The organism is Paenibacillus sp. 481 (assembly GCF_021223605.1).
Classification (GTDB): domain Bacteria; phylum Bacillota; class Bacilli; order Paenibacillales; family Paenibacillaceae; genus Paenibacillus_B.
Genome location: NZ_CP075175.1, coordinates 2399401 through 2418124, shown reverse-complemented (window position 1 = coordinate 2418124; position 18724 = coordinate 2399401). Strand labels below are relative to the sequence as shown.

16 protein-coding genes are annotated in these 18724 nt (G+C 46.3%); 1 reads left to right on the top strand and 15 read right to left on the bottom strand.

Annotated features, from left to right (window positions below; all coding sequences use genetic code 11):
* Positions 1-5 precede the first annotated feature (5 nt).
* The 4 genes from KIK04_RS10535 to KIK04_RS10520 form a co-directional block, all read right to left on the bottom strand.
* Positions 6-1745 carry an ABC-F family ATP-binding cassette domain-containing protein gene (locus tag KIK04_RS10535; RefSeq protein WP_232278186.1) on the bottom strand — a complete coding sequence of 580 codons (1740 nt, stop codon included), beginning with the start codon at positions 1743-1745 and terminating at the stop codon, positions 6-8.
* A 225-nt stretch (positions 1746-1970) separates the two neighbouring features.
* The gene (rlmH, locus tag KIK04_RS10530) at positions 1971-2450 is read right to left on the bottom strand and encodes a 23S rRNA (pseudouridine(1915)-N(3))-methyltransferase RlmH (protein ID WP_232278185.1); all 480 of its coding nucleotides are present in this window, start codon (positions 2448-2450) and stop codon (positions 1971-1973) included.
* 361 nt (positions 2451-2811) lie between these two features.
* Positions 2812-2982 carry a CxxH/CxxC protein gene (locus tag KIK04_RS10525; RefSeq protein WP_232278184.1) on the bottom strand — a complete coding sequence of 57 codons (171 nt, stop codon included), beginning with the start codon at positions 2980-2982 and terminating at the stop codon, positions 2812-2814.
* An 89-nt stretch (positions 2983-3071) separates the two neighbouring features.
* Positions 3072-4439, bottom strand: coding sequence for a S1C family serine protease (locus tag KIK04_RS10520; protein ID WP_232278183.1), 1368 nt, complete (start codon positions 4437-4439; stop codon positions 3072-3074).
* A gap of 253 nt (positions 4440-4692) precedes the next feature.
* On the opposite strand from KIK04_RS10520, the gene KIK04_RS10515 reads away from it, so the two are divergent.
* Positions 4693-4887, top strand: a complete 195-nt coding sequence (locus KIK04_RS10515) for a hypothetical protein (protein WP_232278182.1) — start codon at positions 4693-4695, stop codon at positions 4885-4887.
* Between the two features lie 129 nt (positions 4888-5016).
* On the opposite strand, the gene KIK04_RS10510 is transcribed toward KIK04_RS10515, so the two are convergent.
* The 11 genes from KIK04_RS10510 to KIK04_RS10460 all read right to left on the bottom strand — a co-directional run bounded on the left by KIK04_RS10510 (position 5017) and on the right by KIK04_RS10460 (position 18719).
* Complete coding sequence (locus KIK04_RS10510) at positions 5017-5838, bottom strand: MBL fold metallo-hydrolase (RefSeq protein WP_232278181.1); 822 nt, start codon at positions 5836-5838, stop codon at positions 5017-5019.
* Positions 5838-6584, bottom strand: a complete 747-nt coding sequence (gene yycI, locus KIK04_RS10505; protein WP_232278180.1) for a two-component system regulatory protein YycI — start codon at positions 6582-6584, stop codon at positions 5838-5840. The genes KIK04_RS10510 and yycI overlap by 1 nt, the downstream gene beginning before the upstream one ends.
* 29 nt (positions 6585-6613) lie before the next feature.
* Positions 6614-7933 (bottom strand): YycH family regulatory protein, encoded by a 1320-nt coding sequence (locus KIK04_RS10500; RefSeq protein WP_232278179.1) that lies wholly within the window; start codon positions 7931-7933, stop codon positions 6614-6616.
* Entirely contained in the window at positions 7930-9792 is a 1863-nt protein-coding gene (gene walK / locus KIK04_RS10495; RefSeq protein WP_232278178.1) for a cell wall metabolism sensor histidine kinase WalK, read from the bottom strand. Before walK ends, KIK04_RS10500 begins: the two co-directional genes overlap by 4 nt.
* On the bottom strand, positions 9793-10521 hold the full coding sequence (yycF, locus tag KIK04_RS10490) for a response regulator YycF (RefSeq protein WP_232278682.1): 729 nt from the start codon (positions 10519-10521) through the stop codon (positions 9793-9795).
* A 214-nt stretch (positions 10522-10735) separates the two neighbouring features.
* On the bottom strand, positions 10736-12265 hold the full coding sequence (locus KIK04_RS10485) for a peptidoglycan DD-metalloendopeptidase family protein (protein ID WP_232278177.1): 1530 nt from the start codon (positions 12263-12265) through the stop codon (positions 10736-10738).
* Positions 12266-12586: 321 nt separating this feature from the next.
* Entirely contained in the window at positions 12587-13270 is a 684-nt protein-coding gene (locus KIK04_RS10480; protein WP_232278176.1) for a spore coat protein, read from the bottom strand.
* 150 nt (positions 13271-13420) lie between these two features.
* Positions 13421-14704 carry an adenylosuccinate synthase gene (locus KIK04_RS10475; RefSeq protein WP_232278175.1) on the bottom strand — a complete coding sequence of 428 codons (1284 nt, stop codon included), beginning with the start codon at positions 14702-14704 and terminating at the stop codon, positions 13421-13423.
* Positions 14705-14888: 184 nt separating this feature from the next.
* Positions 14889-16244 carry a replicative DNA helicase gene (gene dnaB / locus KIK04_RS10470; protein WP_232278174.1) on the bottom strand — a complete coding sequence of 452 codons (1356 nt, stop codon included), beginning with the start codon at positions 16242-16244 and terminating at the stop codon, positions 14889-14891.
* A gap of 7 nt (positions 16245-16251) precedes the next feature.
* Entirely contained in the window at positions 16252-16698 is a 447-nt protein-coding gene (rplI, locus tag KIK04_RS10465; protein ID WP_232278173.1) for a 50S ribosomal protein L9, read from the bottom strand.
* Positions 16695-18719 carry a DHH family phosphoesterase gene (locus KIK04_RS10460; protein ID WP_232278172.1) on the bottom strand — a complete coding sequence of 675 codons (2025 nt, stop codon included), beginning with the start codon at positions 18717-18719 and terminating at the stop codon, positions 16695-16697. The genes rplI and KIK04_RS10460 overlap by 4 nt, the downstream gene beginning before the upstream one ends.
* Positions 18720-18724 lie beyond the last annotated feature (5 nt).

Sequence of the window (18724 nt, the reverse complement as noted above, 5' to 3'; positions counted from 1 at the left end):
GTAATTTAAAGTAACTTAATCAGCTCTTCTAGCTCATCAACTAATACTTTTGCAAGTTCAAAATCAGTATCTTTTAGAGCTAATTCTATTTTCATTTCAAGCGCTTTTTTATTTTGTTCCGTTTCTAAATAGTCTTTATCAAAATGACGCGCATAAATCATCTGTTTAAATTTTTTCATTTTCATTTTTCTAATTGTCTTATCGTCAATGATTAACACATAATCCATACCATTTACAACCGAGTAGAAATCATGAGAAATCATGATAATCGCACCTTTATAGTCTTCAATAGCTTTCTCCAGTGCGATTTGTGAATAGATGTCTAAATGGCTTGTCGGTTCATCAAGCAGCAATATGTTCGCTTTACTGGCAGAAACTTTAGCTAATTGAAGCATATTTTTTTCTCCACCCGATAGAGATGCTATCTTTTGATTAACGATCTCGCCTTCAAAGCCATAGTTCGCAATATACGATCTAACCTCATCATACGTTTTAAACCCTGCATCGATGAATTCTTCTAATATGGTATTAGAATCATTTAACACTTCGCCTTGAAGCTGAGATAAATAAGCCACTTTAACATCATCATTTATTTCAATGGAATCATGATTATTGTTAAAGATATCTCGGAGTAAAGTCGTTTTCCCTGTACCATTTGGACCGATAATAGCTACTTTATCCGTAGATTTCATCTCAAAGTTAACATTGTCTAAAAGCAGTTCATCAAAGGCAACACTATAATTAGTGACTTTTACAACAACGCTGTCTTCCATTGCATTATCAATACCGAAGCTAATATTCGGTTGCTTAATATCAACAAATGGCGCTTTAATTCTACGCGCTTCCAATCTCTCTTGAAATCTAACTCTAGCTTTTAACGCTCTACCTCTAGATGCTTCTGAATTAATAGTTGCGATAGCTCTAAGATTATCAATAATGTTATCGTATCTCTCGATTTCTTCTTGTTCAGCGACTGCGATTTCTTGCAGCTCAATTTTTGTCTGAAGTAATGAGAAATTATACTCAATATATCGCCCATCAAACTCTTGAATCTCCGTGTTTTCAAGGTGAATAATTTTGTTGAAACAATGATTCAATAGATATCGGTTGTGGGTAACAACTAGCAGTATGCCTTTGTGTGAGTTAATAAGATTTTTAAGCGCATTTAGGTTTTCAAAATCTAAAAATACATCGGGTTCATCCATAATCATCAAATCGGGACTATTAAGCATTTCCTTCATCACTTGAATAAGTTTGAATTCCCCACCACTCAGGTCGGATACTCTAACATCTTTTAGCTTCATGAGGTTTGCTAGATTTAGTTTCTTATTAATGTTGCTTTCAAAATCATCGCCACCGATTGCATCCAATGCGTCTAAAGCGAATTGATACTTTTCGAGTAACGGCTCAATATCCGATGATGTTTCCATTTCAGTACAAATAGATTGTATTTCATCTTGTAGCTTAATAAATTGTTCTCCGATATATTCAAAAACGGTTGTTTCTTTCGTTTTGTCTAATTGGGAAAATTGACTTACATACCCAATTTTGCAGGTTGGATCTATTTCTAACTTGCCCTCAAACAAATATCTTTCTGGATCCATCAGTATATCGATCAGTGTACTTTTACCACTGCCACTTGTTCCAATAAAAGCGCAATGCTGTCCCTCTTCTAACGTAAATGAAATGTTTGTATATAGTTCTTTTTGTGGAAATGAGAAGGATAAGTTTTCAACTTTTATCATAGTATTACCTTTCTTTATAGCTAAAATAGTGACTATTATTAGATGTATTGTAGAGCATAGTTATAGAGTTTACCGTTGTAAGAGTAACACTGTTTGCAATCAGTTACAAATCCATTTGTATCCCATCCATTGGGGATCAAAGTTCCTTGCTACCTCCTTTCCTTTTGATGATATCACCAGCGATTTTTGCAACCTTGAATCGAGTTGTACAATAAACACTTGCCGTTACTTATGATACGGTTCCCCACGGTTAATCTTGACCGCTCGATAAATCTGCTCCACCAGCACCAAGCGCATCAACTGATGCGGCAACGTCATCCGCCCGAAAGACAGCTTCGACTGTGAACGATGCAGCACCGCATCAGACAAACCATTCGACCCGCCAATCACATACACCACATGGCTAGTCCCATACGTACCCAACTTATCCATATGCTCAGCCAAATCCTCGCTTGACCACAACTGACCGCCAATTGCAAGCGCTACCACATGTGCATCAGGCTTAATTTGCGCCAAAATCCGCTCCCCTTCACGGTCACGCACCTGCACAAGCTCCGCATCGCTCAACTTTTCCGAAGCCTGCTCATCTGGCAGCTCCGTAATTTGAAACTTCACATAAGGTGCCAACCGTTTACTGTACTCCGCGATCCCCTGCACCAAATACTTTTCCTTCAATTTTCCGATACATACGATCTGCACATTCATGTTCGTTAACGACTCCTTTTTATCCACAACTGCGTCCGCTCAACACAAATACTACTTACTTTATCGTCAAAAACATTTATCCACATGTTGATAATTATTTTTAGATTAGACTTGCCATTTATCCACAATGTTTTTCATCAAAAACCGCTATCCACAGGGCACAGAATCCACGATACAGGACAAGATTGCAGGCACACATCCACTCGCACATACTCATCCGGTCAACACAAAACAAGGGCTCAGACCCCGTACGAGTCCCGCCCTTGTTTCCATTACCCGCTCATGTTTTATAAAACATTTTTAGTATATTATATGTCTATATTTATTTCCTCATCCTACCCTTAGCTTACCTCAAGCACAGCTAAACTACAAGGAATTTTCCCTCTTGCTCGCAATCCATACAGCACTTAATTGGGCGTTCCCAGTGACTGAACTCCACTGAATCCAAGTCCACAATATCAGGCGCATCCTCGTAATCATCGACGAATTTATCAATTGCTAACTCCACATGCTCTTTACACACTACGTACATGAAAGTTCCCTCTTTCTTGCGACTCATGCTGTATTTTTATAATAACCATTTCTGCTCTGAAAAAATGCTGTCAACCTCATTGTGCCCACTTACTCACTAGGCTTATCCCCCAGCGTAACCGACGTCACCATCAGCTTGCCGTCACGATAAAACCCAATCTCCATCACGTCGCCGACCTTCTTCTGCTCGTACAAATACTTTCGCAGCTCCAACGTCGTATAAATGTTAGCCTTATCGAAGCGCACAATAACATCATCCAGCTTCAAACCTGCCTTCTTCGCAGGCCCTGAAGCTTCCAAGACGATAACGCCGTCCTTCACCTCGTTCGGCAGCTTTAACTCTTTCCGCTGCTCCTTCGTAATCGGCGCATACGGATTGTTCAAATCAACCGTGTACACACCTAAGTACGGACGCACCACCTTACCGTCTCGCAGCAGCTGATCGACGATAGTCATAACCTCATGGGTTGGAATCGCAAAGCCCATTCCTTCTACCCCTGTGGTCGCAATTTTCATCGTATTAATACCGATGACCCGTCCATTCAAATCGACTAACGCACCGCCGCTATTGCCTTCATTAATAGCCGCATCAGTCTGAATCACAACCTGCTCCCAATCAAAAATCCCATCCTGATTGAGTGACACCGGAATGACGCGGTTCGTATAACTTATAATGCCCGCCGTCAACGAATCCCCAAATCCCAGCGGATTACCGATGGCGATAACCGTCTCCCCGCGGCGCAGCTTGCGTGAATCACCGATTTCCGCGATTGCTGTAACACCTGCACCATCCATGCGCAGCACCGCAATATCCGCTACTCGGTCCTTGCCTACAACTTCCGCATTTTTACGCTGACCATTCGGCAGCATCACTTCCAATTTATCAGCAGCCTCAATAACATGGTTATTCGTTAATACGAACGCCTTGCCATCCTCCAGCTTAAAAATAACACCCGATCCCAAATTCGCATCCTTAATCGCTTCATCCGATTCCGATTCTGATTCGTCAGCCGCGCCAGATCCGTCCGCGCCGTTCGACTTACCAGAGTCAGCTCCATCCGCACCAGTATTCGTATCAGTCCCGTCATCCTCAGCGAACAAATCTGTCTGTTGATTCACGATGCTTACAACAGCAGGGCCAACCTTATCCGCTACTTGGACAATCCGCTCATAAGGGTCCATAACACCCGCTCCACCCGTCTCCGAACTGATCACCTGAACAGGATCTGATACCGAATGACTTTCGACGAGCCAACTATATACAAACACCGCAAGCATTGCGCTTATTACAGAGCTTACAACTGCAACTTGAACCGTTGACCAGCCGCGGCGCTGATCGCGCCTTAGCGATAACCTGCGCCAGCTTAGTGGGCGCCTATGTTTAATCTGTCCGACCCAATTCCGCTTCGCACCACGCGACACCTTCGGTGAGAAAAAATCATCATCAAACAAGCTCATCCGAACCAACTCCCCCCAACTGGGCCTTTCCACACTTCAGATACCGGCAGCTGCAACAGCCGACCATATCCATTAATGAGAAACATGCGAATGGAATAACTCTAAACGGTTAACACTATATAACGACCAATAGTAAAATCATAGACTTGTCATAGATTTGCATTCTTGTACATATTCTATCATACAAACCCAAAGTTGAGAGAAATGATTGCGTTTCCTTGCTTTAAAATTGTATTCGAACAGGAGGAAGACCATGACCACGAATCGTGTATCTGCAGCCATGTCTGAAGTTAATTTAATTGCCCAGCTCGCTGACCTCAAAGAAGACAACTACCAGCTTACACTTGCCCTGTCCACCTTAATGGAGCTACTCGTCGAACGAGGTATCCTAACCCACGACGATATCGTTCATAAGGCCGAGCAGCTAGATACGTATCCCTATAAATAAGGAAAGTCAGCTCACTAACTGCCACCACTACAGCCACTACCACCAGCTACAAAAGTCGCTCAATATAGTACTACTATCTACTAGTTAAGCAACTCAGCTCTGCTCATTTCGATACAGTCATGCAACCTATTAACGCTGCATGACTGTTTTAGCGTGCACAATATCCCACTCCGTTGGTTGCTCAGCATGCGTATCTCTTAACTGAAACTCACTTTCCTTAAAAAAGTGCCCGTGGTCCTCCATAACATCCTTGACCGTCATGCGGGCCAAGTCCTTCATATTATGCTCTAAGCTCAAATGCGCCAAGTAAGCGCGGCTTGTATTTCCCGTCACCACTTCGCACAGAGCCTCGCCCGCTGCTTCATTCGATAAATGGCCCAAATCGCCAAGGATACGACGCTTCGTGTTCCAAGGATAGCGGCCCATGCGCAGCATTTGCACATCATGATTGGACTCCATCACAAGGACGTTCGAATCGATAATGGCCTCTTTGACCTTATCGCTCATATAACCTAAATCGGTAGTCACACTCAGCTTCGTCTCACCATCATAGAAGCAATATCCGACGGGCTCAGCCGCATCATGCGAAATGCCATACGATTCTACGCGCAGATCATTGAAATCACGCGCTTCACCGGTTTGCATCACGATACGGTTTTCTTCCGCAATCGTGCCTACATGCTTCTCGAGCGCTCCCCACGTACTTTCGTTCGCATAGATGGGCACCTTGTGCTTACGTGCGAATGCGCCTAGCCCTTTAATATGGTCAGAATGCTCATGCGTAACCAAAATACCGTCAATCTGGCTACCTGATAAGCCTTGCTCAGCCAACAACTGTTCTGTACGCTTACAGCTTAGCCCTACATCGATCATCACGGTCGCATTTTCGTTCTGAATAACCGTGACATTTCCCGTCGATCCGCTCGACAATACCGAAAAACGTAAACTCATCACTCTTTCTCCTTTTTCCCCTGAGAACTATCCACCCCACCTTGAATGGCATTAAAGTAATATACCTCTCCATTCTCCAGCAGTATCCTCCAAGTAGGTCCAGCTAACTGCTGCTCTGAATCATATAACGGAAATGTACCATGATAGCCAAGTCGTATATCTTTAACGACGGAACCTGGCGACAAATTATTTTCAATTACAGTGCTTAGCGCTTGTGAGGCATGAATAATTTTTTGCGCCTTCGCTGCCGTTTTCGTCACAACAATGGCGTAGTTTTGCTCATAATGGGTAATTTTTTGATCGCTGAATCGTAATTTCAAGGTCACATCGAACAAAGGTAACCCGTTCGTCATTTGCTGATGCAGGACAAACACTTTTTCATCAAATAGCTTCTGATCGTGACTGTACTGCTCCACATGCTCGATTTCATCCTTGAAAGTGCGCTGCATTTCCTGCTGGGAAAACACGACCTTGCTATCCCGCGGTGTCTTCAAGGGCACCATTTCGCGATCCCGCTTCACTAACCGATACTCAATATTGCTTAACTCTGGCGTATCGGTTGGAATTTTTGTGGCTACCTGAATATTGTGCAGCTCCATGTTTTGCCGCGTCTCTTCAGACAACGACGTCCAATCCATCTCCGTGCTCATCCGATCGTCAAGCTCTTGCCATAGTTGATAGCCGAGCACGATGTTCAACAACAGAAACGCAAATATTAAAATGTTTTTTGCCCGACCCCAATCCATACAGAACCTCCTCGCGTGGTCAACAACATCTACGAGAACAAAGTCGTACGTCCATCTTTGTATCTCGCTTGCCACATCGGACGCAGACGGATTGTTTTCCCGTCTTTAACCGATTCTGGGACATACACAGGTTCAATATGCACAATGTGCTGCCAGTCATTCAACGCCTTCAGCTTGGCCACCAGTGCTTCACCTGCAAGGAGCGTGCGAGATTTACGCTCTTCCGAACGATTAGATAGCTGGATCAAAGAACGCTCATAGCTCGCAACTGTTCCTTGCTCCACCTTGACCTGCATGTAACCGAATCGGAATTGTGGCGTCCCTACAATCGGATGATGGCCCCAATATTGCTGGAACCGTATATCTGAACCCGTTACTTCACTCTCTACGCCGATCTTGTTCTTTTTAAAGCCCATATAATCAGCTGGAAGCGTAAAGCGATATTTTCCGCTCCACCCACCATGTTGATTAATAAAGCGAACAGCCGCCGATACATCATTAGCAAGCTCAGCACCGCCTTCGGTCACCGTCGGATCTGAATAGTTAATCCATCGCTGCGTATGGTCCACTTTCAGCCCACGTTTAATATCGGTATAAATTTCAGACCCATCTGATTCGCTTATTTTTTTCGTTACATCCGGATCAAAGAACAAACTGCGTTGAATTTGCTCTGCCGTGATAACATCGAATGGCAAGCTTACCTCTACCATTTCAAATGGCTTCTCCGGAATATAAAAAGCATCGTTAAACAGCTTGTACGGCGTCCACGAGCGTCCAAACTCTACTTGCTGCTTCACATCTTGGACGGTAATATCCGCCCGCGTCGACTCATAAACCGTATTTTCATTTTCACTAACAAAAAACACCCTTACCTCACGTTCATCCTGCGTAGCAACGAACACGATACGGCTGATGTTCTCCGTCTGGAATACGGCATCTTCCGCAATGCGCAGCACCTTTTGCAACAGCTTTACAGGAACGGGCGAATCAAAATACAATTCTACCCCTTCGTTTTGCTCCCGAATCCGAGTCCAATCCTCGTCTTTAATATGGACACTTTGAAACCCTTCATAAGAGCGTCCTTGCAGTCGCGACATAATATAATCGTAGAACGTCATATCTGGATACAGAATCGTATGCTTGTTATCCCCAAGGTGAAGAACCACCTGCTTCGGAAAAATCAAGTTCTCCACTCGCTCTTCCGGCCCTAATGGTTCCGCCTTAATATAATCGCCCGGCGTCTTTACAATCGCATCATAGTTCGGCATCCTATACGTTAACAGGAAGGTCTGCACAAGACTGAGCAGCACAAGGACGGCTAATAAAGCCGACTTTATTCGCTCTCTCATTCGAATGCCTCACTCCCTTCCTCTGCCTTTGTCGGCAACGTAAACGTTACTTTCGTCCCTACATTACACGTCGACTCCATCCCGATGTCCCCGCCATGAGCGCGTACCATTTCCCGGGCAATGGAAAGCCCTAGGCCTGTGCCGCCCATATTGCGGGAGCGAGCCTTATCGACCCGATAGAACCGCTCGAATATGCGCTCTAAGTCTTTGGGCGGGATACCTACCCCGTTATCCTCGACCGAGACCGCAATCAACCCTTTGCTCTCTGCGGGTACTCCCCGCAGCACGATCGACCCGCCTTCTGGCGTATACTTAACGGCATTCGAAACTAAGTTATCCAGCACTTGATCGATCTGGTCCCGATCAATGATGGCCATACCAGCCCGCATATCAACTTCAATCCCCACTTGAATCCGTTTATCTTTGAACTTCAATGAGAATCGATCAGCGACATCTTCGAGCATCTCTTGAATGTCTGTCGGAAGCTTGCGCAGTTTCGCTTGTTTCGAATCGAAACGCGATAAGTGCAGCAAATCGGTCACGAGCCGTATCATTCGCTCTGTTTCATTGCCAATAACGCCGACGAAGCGTTCCGCTAGTTGCTGCTCCTCCAGTGCTCCATCATCGAGCGCTTCGACATAGCTCTTAATCGTCGTCAACGGCGTACGCAGCTCATGCGACACGTTCGCGACGAACTCGCGGCGAGATTGCTCTAGCTTCTCTTGCTCGGTTACATCTTGAAGCACGACGATCGAACCTGTCACACCCTCACCCCGTCGATGAATAGGTGTGAAGGTGACACGTAAAATCGTTTCACTCTGGTTGTTGCCACTTGATAGCGCAACCTCGTCCTCTTGAGACATCAGCGGCAGCAATAACGAGCTGCGCTGCCCGCTTACGAGCGCTTCCACCTGCTCAGCTGCAATGTGCAGCAGCGTAGCCATATCCTTGCCCTCAGCATCGCTTGGCTTCACACCAAGCATTCCGCAAGCACGCCGATTAACAAGGATGACTTTACCTTGCTCGTTGGTGGCAACTACACCGTCACTCATGTTCGTCAGAATAGAAGCTAGTTTCTCCTTCTCTTCCTCATTCGCGTTTAGCGCTTCTTGAAGCTGCCTCGTCATATAGTTGAACGCTTCACTTAGTTGTCCAATTTCATCCGTGCCCATAACAGGCACTTGTCCATCAAAATGGCCTTCAGCCACTTTGGTCGCCTGCCTCGTAATTTGCTTAATCGGCTGTGTAATCGTATGCGCCAAAATAATGCCCAAGACAGCCGTCAGCCCTAGCGCTATCGCCATACCTGAGACGAAAATCTGATTAACGCCTTCAATCGTTTCGTACAAATCTTTCATCGAAGCGACGATGTAGAGCGCTCCTACCACTTTGCCATCCGCATAAACCGGGTTGGCTAGGATTTGCTTTCTCACATTGTCTTCATCAATAATGACTTCTTCATTGTCACGAATTCCTTGTAGAGCGCGAATCACGACGGTTTCGGTATTCTTTTTGCCCAAATAATCCGCCTGTGTCTGCATCGACGTCGTCAATACTCTACCCGTTGCATCGAGCACCTGTATTTCTACGCCGTTTATATTAAAATTGCGTACGACCATATTTAAATTTTCCATCGATTTCCCTTGGTCGGCTGCATCGTCTTCTTTTAAATAAGGTTCCACATAAATCGAAAGCAGCTTCGCAGAGCTGCGTAAATCCTCGGTAAAATTACTCGTGAGGGAATGCTTCATCGCACTCACAAAGTATACTCCGATTAACTGCATCGCAATTAAGATGAGCAGCACATAAATGATAATAAGCTTCGCTTGAATCGTTCGAAAAAAGCGACCTAACTTCATTTACAAGCCTCCCGTACGGGGATTGCGCATCATATAACCAAGACCACGGCGGGTAATAATGTAGTCCGGCTTGCTTGGATCATCCTCAATCTTCTCCCGTAGACGACGAATCGTTACGTCAACCGTCCGGACGTCCCCAAAATACTCATATCCCCATACCGCTTGCAACAAGTGCTCGCGCGTCATCACCTTGCCCGAACTGCGCACCATATAGTGCAGCAGCTCATACTCCCGATGCGTAAGGTCGAGCGGCTCATTATTTTTGTATACGACATACATATCCGTATCAATAAATAGCTCGTGCAGCTTCAGGCCTTGCTTTTCCTTACTGCCTGCTTCGTCATCAGCTTCATTCTGCTGTACTTTATTTTGTCTGCGCAGATGCGCCTTTACCCGAGCTAGCAACTCGCGCGTACTGAACGGCTTGGTCACGTAATCGTCAGCGCCCATTTCCAAGCCGAGCACCTTATCGAACTCCGTATCTTTCGCCGTTAGCATAATGATCGGCATATGCAGTTGCTGCCGTACCTCACGACACACGTCCATGCCATCCTTTACAGGCAACATCAAGTCCAGCAGCATCAGATCAGGCTTCTCCTTTAATGCCAGTTCAATCGCTGTGCCTCCGTCGAACGCACATATGACTTCGTAGCCTTCTTTTTCAAGATTAAATTTAAGAATATCCGCAATCGGCTGTTCATCATCCACTACGAGAATTTTTCCGTACATGTAATCCCCGCCTTTCTTCTCCATTTATTCCATCCCGCGCTCTATTTCACGTATCTTATATCTTATGTCTATCTCCCGTTGTTCACGTTCCATTTTACAATTCATTATTCTATTTTATCATACTTACACTTGCATCCCGATAGCAAACGTTGGGCATCGCTTGTAAGATAACATAAAAAAGACGGAGCAATGGTTTGCCCCGCCTTTAAGATGGTTATAAATATTTAAGAGGATTTTGCACTGCATCATCCTTATGAATTTCAAAGTGCAAGTGTGTACCTGTTGAGAACCCTGTATTGCCCATGATACCAATGCTTTCGCCCTTCTCAACAATGTCGCCCATACTCGCTGTTAACTCACTCATATGTGCGTACAACGTCTTATAGCCGTTGCGATGATTCACAATGATGGTGTTGCCGTATCCGTTCTTTACGCCAGCAAAGACAACGACACCTTCATCGGCAGCCATAATCGATAAGTCGCTTGATACCATATCAAGCCCTTTATGCATACGGCCCCAGCGTTTGCCGTAACCGCTCGTCAATTGCGCACCGCTAACAGGCCAAGCGAATGAACCTGTACCTTCGCCCCGCACCACTTTAGTGCCCTGAATCACGATTTCAGGGAGTGCAGGCTCGATAACTTTTTGCTCAATCCACTCTTCATGAGTCAGTTTGCCGTTATCTTTAATAAAGCGGTAGGACATCTGCTTTAAGCCTTGCTTGCCTTTACGGACAACTTTAGACTCGCCAGCACGCATTTCTGGATCTTGTCTTACAACGCGTTGCGGTTCCGTGACGAGATACTCACTGTAAGCTTCAGTGGTCTTAACCGTAATGAGCGGCTTCGCTTCAGTCAAATCTAGCTTAGATCCTACTTGCAGCAATTCCTCAGCAACATCAGGGTTGTTGCGATAAATCGTCTCATACGACACTTTTTGCTGCTTGGCAATCGAGGAAACCGTGTCACCCTTCTTAACCGTATACGTGACAGGTTGCTCTTGACCTGTCGTTAGCTTGCGAACAGCTTCCTGTGGCGTTAACACTGCTTCTGGTCTTGCTTTGCTGTCTGCCATAGCAATAGACTCGCGGAACTCAACCGACTCCAAGCGAGACATCGCCTTAGTCGCTTTAACCGAGCGCGCAGGTGATGACAGCACACGTACTTGATTCAGACCTTTATTCCCGTTGCGCGAATATTTGGACTTCACTTGGTTTAAAATTTTGTTCGCCGTTGCTTCATCCTTTACAACACCGATCGCCTTGCCGCCAACCTTTAACTCTACGCCAGCTGCATAAGCCGTAATGACCGTGTCCAACTTGGCAAGCGTCTCCGTCGTCGTTGGCTTGAACTTGTAACCGGAATCAGCGACTGTACGAATACCCTGAAGATCAAGGTTTATATGGGCATGCGGATTTTTGGCTTGCACCGCTTTTTGTTTCTTCACGTAAAATTGCTTCAGTTCATCTAATGCAGATACCGTACCGATAAACTGATCATTTTTGTATACTTGGAAAAAAGATACCGTGTTGGCCTTCACATATGAAGTTCCGCCCCAAATAGCTGCTGCAATAAGTCCGAGTCCGCCCAGCGAAAGCACAATTTGCTTGCGGGATTGCACAAGCCACTGCTTTACATTCATTGCTTTGAACTTGTTGCCCCACGCAGCCGTCCATTGGTGCCATCGGCCGGTCTTCTGCTCTTGAGACGACTCGTCCGGATGATTTCCATTGAAACGTTCCATGTTGGTCTCCTTAACTTTTCAATCATTTCATTTCGTTCATTCATAAGCTTGTCGAATATATAAGTGTTACGCGTCTGAGTACATTAAACGATTAGACAAAAAGTAACGTTTTGTTACCTTTTTTACTGTAACACAGGTCGAAGAAGCAATGCAACTGACGTGAAACGTTGAAGATTGTCGATACCATCCCTTATACGGTAGGCCTTGGCGCGTCTTTTTCGCTTTTTTCCGCAAAGCAAAAACGTGAATCTGCCCATTTATGAAGATGGCCAAATTCACGCTTATTATACATTCCTTATTTTACCTCATGATGAACAACTCTTAATTTACCGGAACTTGAGGCGTTGTTGTCGTCTGCTTCTGCTTATCTTGCGCTGCCAACGAACCACTATCTGTCACGATCTGCCTCATCTGCTTGTATTCTTCATCATTTAAATGCTTCGCTAAGATTTGCTCTGCCTGCCTAAGCTCTTCGCCAGTTAGCCCACCCTCCATGAGCGCGGATAAGTGCTGCCAATCTTCTTGAGGTAGCTTTTTCATGATTGTGGCGAACAATTTCTGCTTGGTCGCAGTAGAAAGCTCGCCTTTCTTTTGTGTCAATTCCTCAGGAGAGACGACAACCTTATCCTGTGGAGATGTGGTTGTGGTTGGAGTTGGCGTTTGGGTTTGCGTTTGAGGCTCAATTGAGGAGAGCCCACCCATTACGGGAGTTGCCCCGTCAGCATCTGTTCGTCCATCATTTTGTACGCCTTTTTGTCCATCTTTTTGCACGTCCGTTGTGCTATCTGCTTTCATGTTCCCCTTACTCTCATTCCCCAACAGCATTCCTACCATCGAGGTAATCGTCAACGGCGGACGCTCAACTGAAATATTAAACTTAGATAAAGCAGCTTGAATATATTGATCTACTACAATTGCAGTCGTCCCAACCGTTAATATACTTGATAGCATACTTACGAATACGATTAACATAATTGTCTGTAACGCACGTAACATCCACTTCATATACAACCTCCCACCGACCAACGCTCGCATTCTATTTTTTAAAAATAGAGATGAAAGGTGGTCAAACCGTCATTTACCGCTTAGTATTCCCGTTTAAGCACAAAAAAATCCAGCCTTTCTTGTAAAAGAAAGACTGGATTCGTATACGTTTTAGCGATAAATTTGGCGAACTTGATTCGTCTGCTCGCGGTTACGGCCCACAGAGAAGATCGAAATTGGAATGCCTGTCAATTCAGATACACGCTGCACATAATTGCGCGTAGACTCTGGCAGCTCTTCAAGCGACTTACACTGTGTAATGTCTTCCGACCAGCCTGGTAGCTCCTCGTAGATCGCTTCACACTCCGCCAGCATCTTCAAGTTAGCTGGGTAGTGCTCGATGATTTCGCCACGGTACTTATAAGCCGTGCAAATCTTCACCGTTTCCAAGCCGCTTAACACGTCCAGCGAGTTCAAAGACAAGCCTGTAATACCGCTCACGCGACGTGCGTGACGAACTACAACACTGTCGAACCAACCTACACGGCGTGCACGACCTGTCGTCGTACCGTATTCATGACCTGCTTCACGAATAAAGTGGCCAATCTCGTTGTCCAACTCCGTTGGGAACGGGCCGTCACCAACACGGGTTGTGTAAGCCTTCGCTACACCGATAACTTCTTGAATCTTAGAAGGGCCTACGCCGGAACCGATACATACACCACCAGCCGTTGGGTTGGAGGAAGTAACATACGGGTACGTTCCTTGGTCGATATCGAGCATAACGCCTTGCGCGCCCTCGAATAGCACCTTTTGGCCTGTATCAATTGCATCATTAAGCACAACTGACGTATCGACCACGTATTTGCGAATATATTCAGCATACTCCAAATACTGTTTCAACATCTCATCAATGTCGAGTGGCTCGCCACCGTACATTTTGATCAGTTCGTTCTTCTCGTTTGCAAGATGACGAAGCTTCAGTTCGAATACTTCAGCATCCAAAATATCATCGATGCGAATACCGATTCGTGCCGCTTTGTCCATGTAGCAAGGGCCAATACCTTTGCGCGTTGTACCGATCTTGTTCGGGCCTTTGCGCTCTTCTTCCAAGCCGTCCAACACCATGTGGTAAGGCATAATCACATGTGCGCGATCGCTAATGCGCAAGTTGTCCGTGGAGAATCCATTTTCATGTATATATTCAATCTCTTCGATAAGTGCTTTCGGGTTAATAACCATACCATTACCGATGACACAAGCTTTATCATCATAAAAAATTCCTGATGGAATAAGGTGAAGCTTATACTTTTTATCACCAATCAAAATCGTGTGTCCCGCATTGTTACCGCCTTGATAACGCGCTACCACATCGGCGCTTTCGGCGAGGAAATCAGTGATTTTTCCTTTCCCCTCGTCGCCCCATTGGGTTCCTACGACAACTACTGTAGACATATCCATACCCCCGTCGGGTGTTCACACACCGTTATTGACTGCCACTCAGCAGTTAATTACCGGAGGCAGCATAACAATTCTAACAGTCAAAGACCTTTAAGTCAATAAAAAGCGAACGTTAACCCCCTCCCATTATTTAATGTTCGGAAATTGACGTTCGCTTCTTTATGGTACTGTGATATTATTATCCCGCATAAGGGTCATTATGATTCCTCTCGTAGCTCACGAACTTATTGTAGTTCTTCAAGAACACGAGCTCAACCGTACCGACCGGTCCGTTACGCTGCTTAGCGATAATAATTTCAATAATATTTTTTTTCTCCGTGTCCTGATTGTAGTAATCATCACGGTACAAAAACGCAACAATGTCAGCATCTTGCTCAATCGAACCCGATTCACGCAAGTCAGACATCATTGGTCGTTTGTCTTGGCGCTGCTCAACACCACGGCTCAGCTGCGATAGTGCAATGACAGGAACCTCAAGTTCACGGGCAATTTGCTTCAATGTACGTGAAATTTCGGATACTTCCTGCTGCCTGTTCTCGCCTGCCTTGCCGCGCCCATGAATGAGCTGCAAGTAGTCGATCAAGATCATGCCTAAGCCGCGTTCCTTCTTCAAACGTCGGCACTTCGCACGAATATCAGCCACCGTTACGCCTGGCGTATCGTCAATGTATACCTCTGCCTCAGACAAGGCAGCAATAGACATCGTTAGCTTCTCCCAATCGTCGTCCTCCAGTTGCCCTGTCCGCAAACGGGTTGCATCGACGTTCGATTCGGCACAGATCATACGCTGTACGAGCTGTGCCGCTGACATCTCCAAGCTGAAGATGGCAACCGTTTCTTTCGCGCGTACGCCTACGTTCTGAGCGACGTTCAAGGCAAAGGCTGTCTTACCTACAGATGGACGCGCAGCCACAATGATAAGGTCATTGCGCTGAAAGCCCGCCGTCATCTTATCGAGATCCGGAAATCCGGATGGAATACCTGTCGTGCCGCCCTTTTGCGTGTTCAGGAACTCAACACGCTCGTACACTTCCATGAGTACATCTTTAATCGCAATGAAGCCGCTCGATGAACGTCGATTGGATATCTCCAAAATACGACGCTCAGCATCGCTCAGCATTCCAGCAACGTCTTCCCCACCCGCGTAGCCTTCGCTAACGATTTGGGTGGCTGTATTGATGAGACGCCTCATCATCGACTTTTCTTCAATAATTTCAGCGTAATAATCAACGTTAGCCGCTGTTGGCACAGCATTCGCCAGCTTCGTTAAATAAGACACGCCGCCGATGTCTTCCAGCTGCTTCTTGTCCTGCAGCTTAGCCGTTAGCGTGACGAGGTCTATCGGCTGATTCTCTTCTCCAAGCTCAATCATGGCCTCATAGATCATCTGATGAGCTGGATTGTAAAAATCGACTGACTGCACCCGCTCCATCGCTGTAATCATCGCTTCAGACTGCAGCAAAATGGCGCCGAGCACTGCTTGCTCAGCCTCCATATTTTGCGGCGGAATCCGATCGGCAAACAAGTCGTTCATAATAGGCTTATTCCTCCGTTACTTGTACCTTTGTCGTTGCTTTTACTTCAGGATGCAACTTGATCGATACATTTGTAAAACCGAGCGAACGAATTGAATCCTGTAATTCAATCTTACGCTTATCTATTTTGAGCTTCATTTGTTGTTGTAATGCTTCAGCAATCTGCTTCGATGTAATAGCCCCGAATAAACGGCCACCTTCACCTGCTTTTGCTTTCAATACGACTGTCGTTTCATTCAGCTTCGCAGCAAGTGCCTCAGCGTCTGCCTTCTCTTGTGCTTTACGCTTATCTTCAGCTTTGTTCTGCTGGTCAAGGGTCTTCATATTGCCGTCTGTCGCCAGACGCGCCAAGCCGCGCGGGATGAGGAAGTTTTGCGCGTAACCCTCGGATACTTCCTTAACTTGTCCTCGTTTACCTTGCCCTTTAACATCCTGCAACAAAATGACTTTCATTCGAACAACCCCTCTTCGGCATCTATTTCCTCAAGCACACGTTTAAGCTTCGCTTCCGCTTCCGCTAATGTGCCTTGAATTTGTGCGGCTGCGTTCGTCAGGTGTCCTCCCCCGCCAAGTCGCTCCATAACGACTTGCACGTTCATCTGACCAAGCGAACGAGCGCTAATTCCTATTAATCCATCTGGTCGTTCGCTAATAACGAACGAGGCCAATACGTCGGTCATATTTAACAGCGTATCAGCTACCTGTGCAATGAGCAACTGTGAAAATTTACGGCCAGGCTCGGTTACAGCTACAGCAATATGCCCGTATAGCGTTTCCGCACGGCGGATAATATCCGCCTTTTCAATGTACTGATCAAGGTCCTCTTTCAGCATACGCTGAATGAGGAGCGGATCAGCGCCTTGGCGGCGTAAATATCCCGCCGCATCATACGTGCGTGAACCGGTACGCAAGGCAAAATGCTTCGTATCGACCGTAATACCTGCCAGCAATGCAGTCGCTTCAAGCACACTCAAGTTAATGCTTGTATCAATATATTGCAGCAGCTCGGTCACAAGCTCTGCCGTAGAAGATGCATATGGCTCCAAATATACAAGCACGGCATCCTGAATAAACTCGGCGCCTCGACGATGATGGTCGATAATAACGACCCGATCCGTCGCTTGCAGCAAGCGAGGCTCTTCGACCATCGCTGCTTTATGCGTATCTACGACGATGAGTAAGCTATCCTTCGTCGCAATCTCCATGGCCTCATAGCGCGTTATAAAACGCGACCACAATATCTCGTCTTTCTTGAGCATGGCAACAAGTCGGTCAATGGACGGATTGCTCTCCTCAAGCACGATATACGCTTCCTTATCAAGCGTGCGGCATGCGTTCAATACGCCTAGCGCCGCACCGACAGAGTCGGTGTCAGGCAGCTTATGCCCCATAATGAGCACCGTGTCGCTCTGCTTAATAAAGTTGCGGAGCGCATGAGAGATGACGCGCGCACGCACGCGTGTACGCTTCTCTACGGCGTTAGACTTCCCGCCGTAGAAAGATAGCCGCTGGCCTACACGGACGGCAACCTGGTCGCCTCCACGGCCAAGCGCAATATCTAAGCTGGACTGGGCCAGTTGGCCGAGCTCCGCAATCGTTTCAATCCCCGTGCTGTCGTCAGCGTTATTCGCTACAGAGGCAGATGCACCTGCAGCTGACGAGCCTGATGCACCCGCGGCAAAGCCCATACTAAGCGTCACAGGCAGCTTGTTATCAAGCGTCATCTCTCGCACTTCATCCAGTACAACGAATCGCGTCTGCTCCAACGATTTCAATGTCTGCATATTCATCACCATGAAATGCCGATCGGAGGATAAGCGTTTCATCAAAATACCGTGCTCGCTAGCCCACTCGGTAATAATAAATGTCACGCGAGCAAGCAAAACCGACCGCTGCTGATCGTCTAAGCCCTGCGTCGACTCCTCCAAGTTATCCATAACGACTGTACCAACCGCGATGCGCTCCTCATCCAGTCGTTTACGCAGCGCCCATAGCTCCGTAACGTCGGTAAAGTAAACGATGCGCTCTTCGCGCACGATCGTCGCTTGAATAAAGCGACCTGCTAAGAACAGCTCGATCGTACCATCCATCTCTTTGGTTTGCAGTTGTGGGAATACGGCTGTCAGCTCGCTGCCGTTAATATCCTTGCGATTTAACAGCTGCTCCATATACGGATTGTGCCACTCTACTTTACGATCCTCACCGTAGAGGACGATACCGTAAGGGAGCCCTACAATCGACTGTTCGCCAGCTCGCTGAATCCGATAGCCCAATGTTTCTAAATATGACTCAGTTTCCTCGCGAAACTTACGTTCTGCTTTAAGGGATGCTGACGCCAATACAGCAGTAGCAATCAGCCCAAGCATGGCTAGCGCCCAATTAAAAATGGCTAATACCACAGTTAGCACAAGCAATAGAACGAACGTCCAACCTGTGTGCTTGGCGTACCAGCGTTGGAACAACAATTTTGGCATGCCTA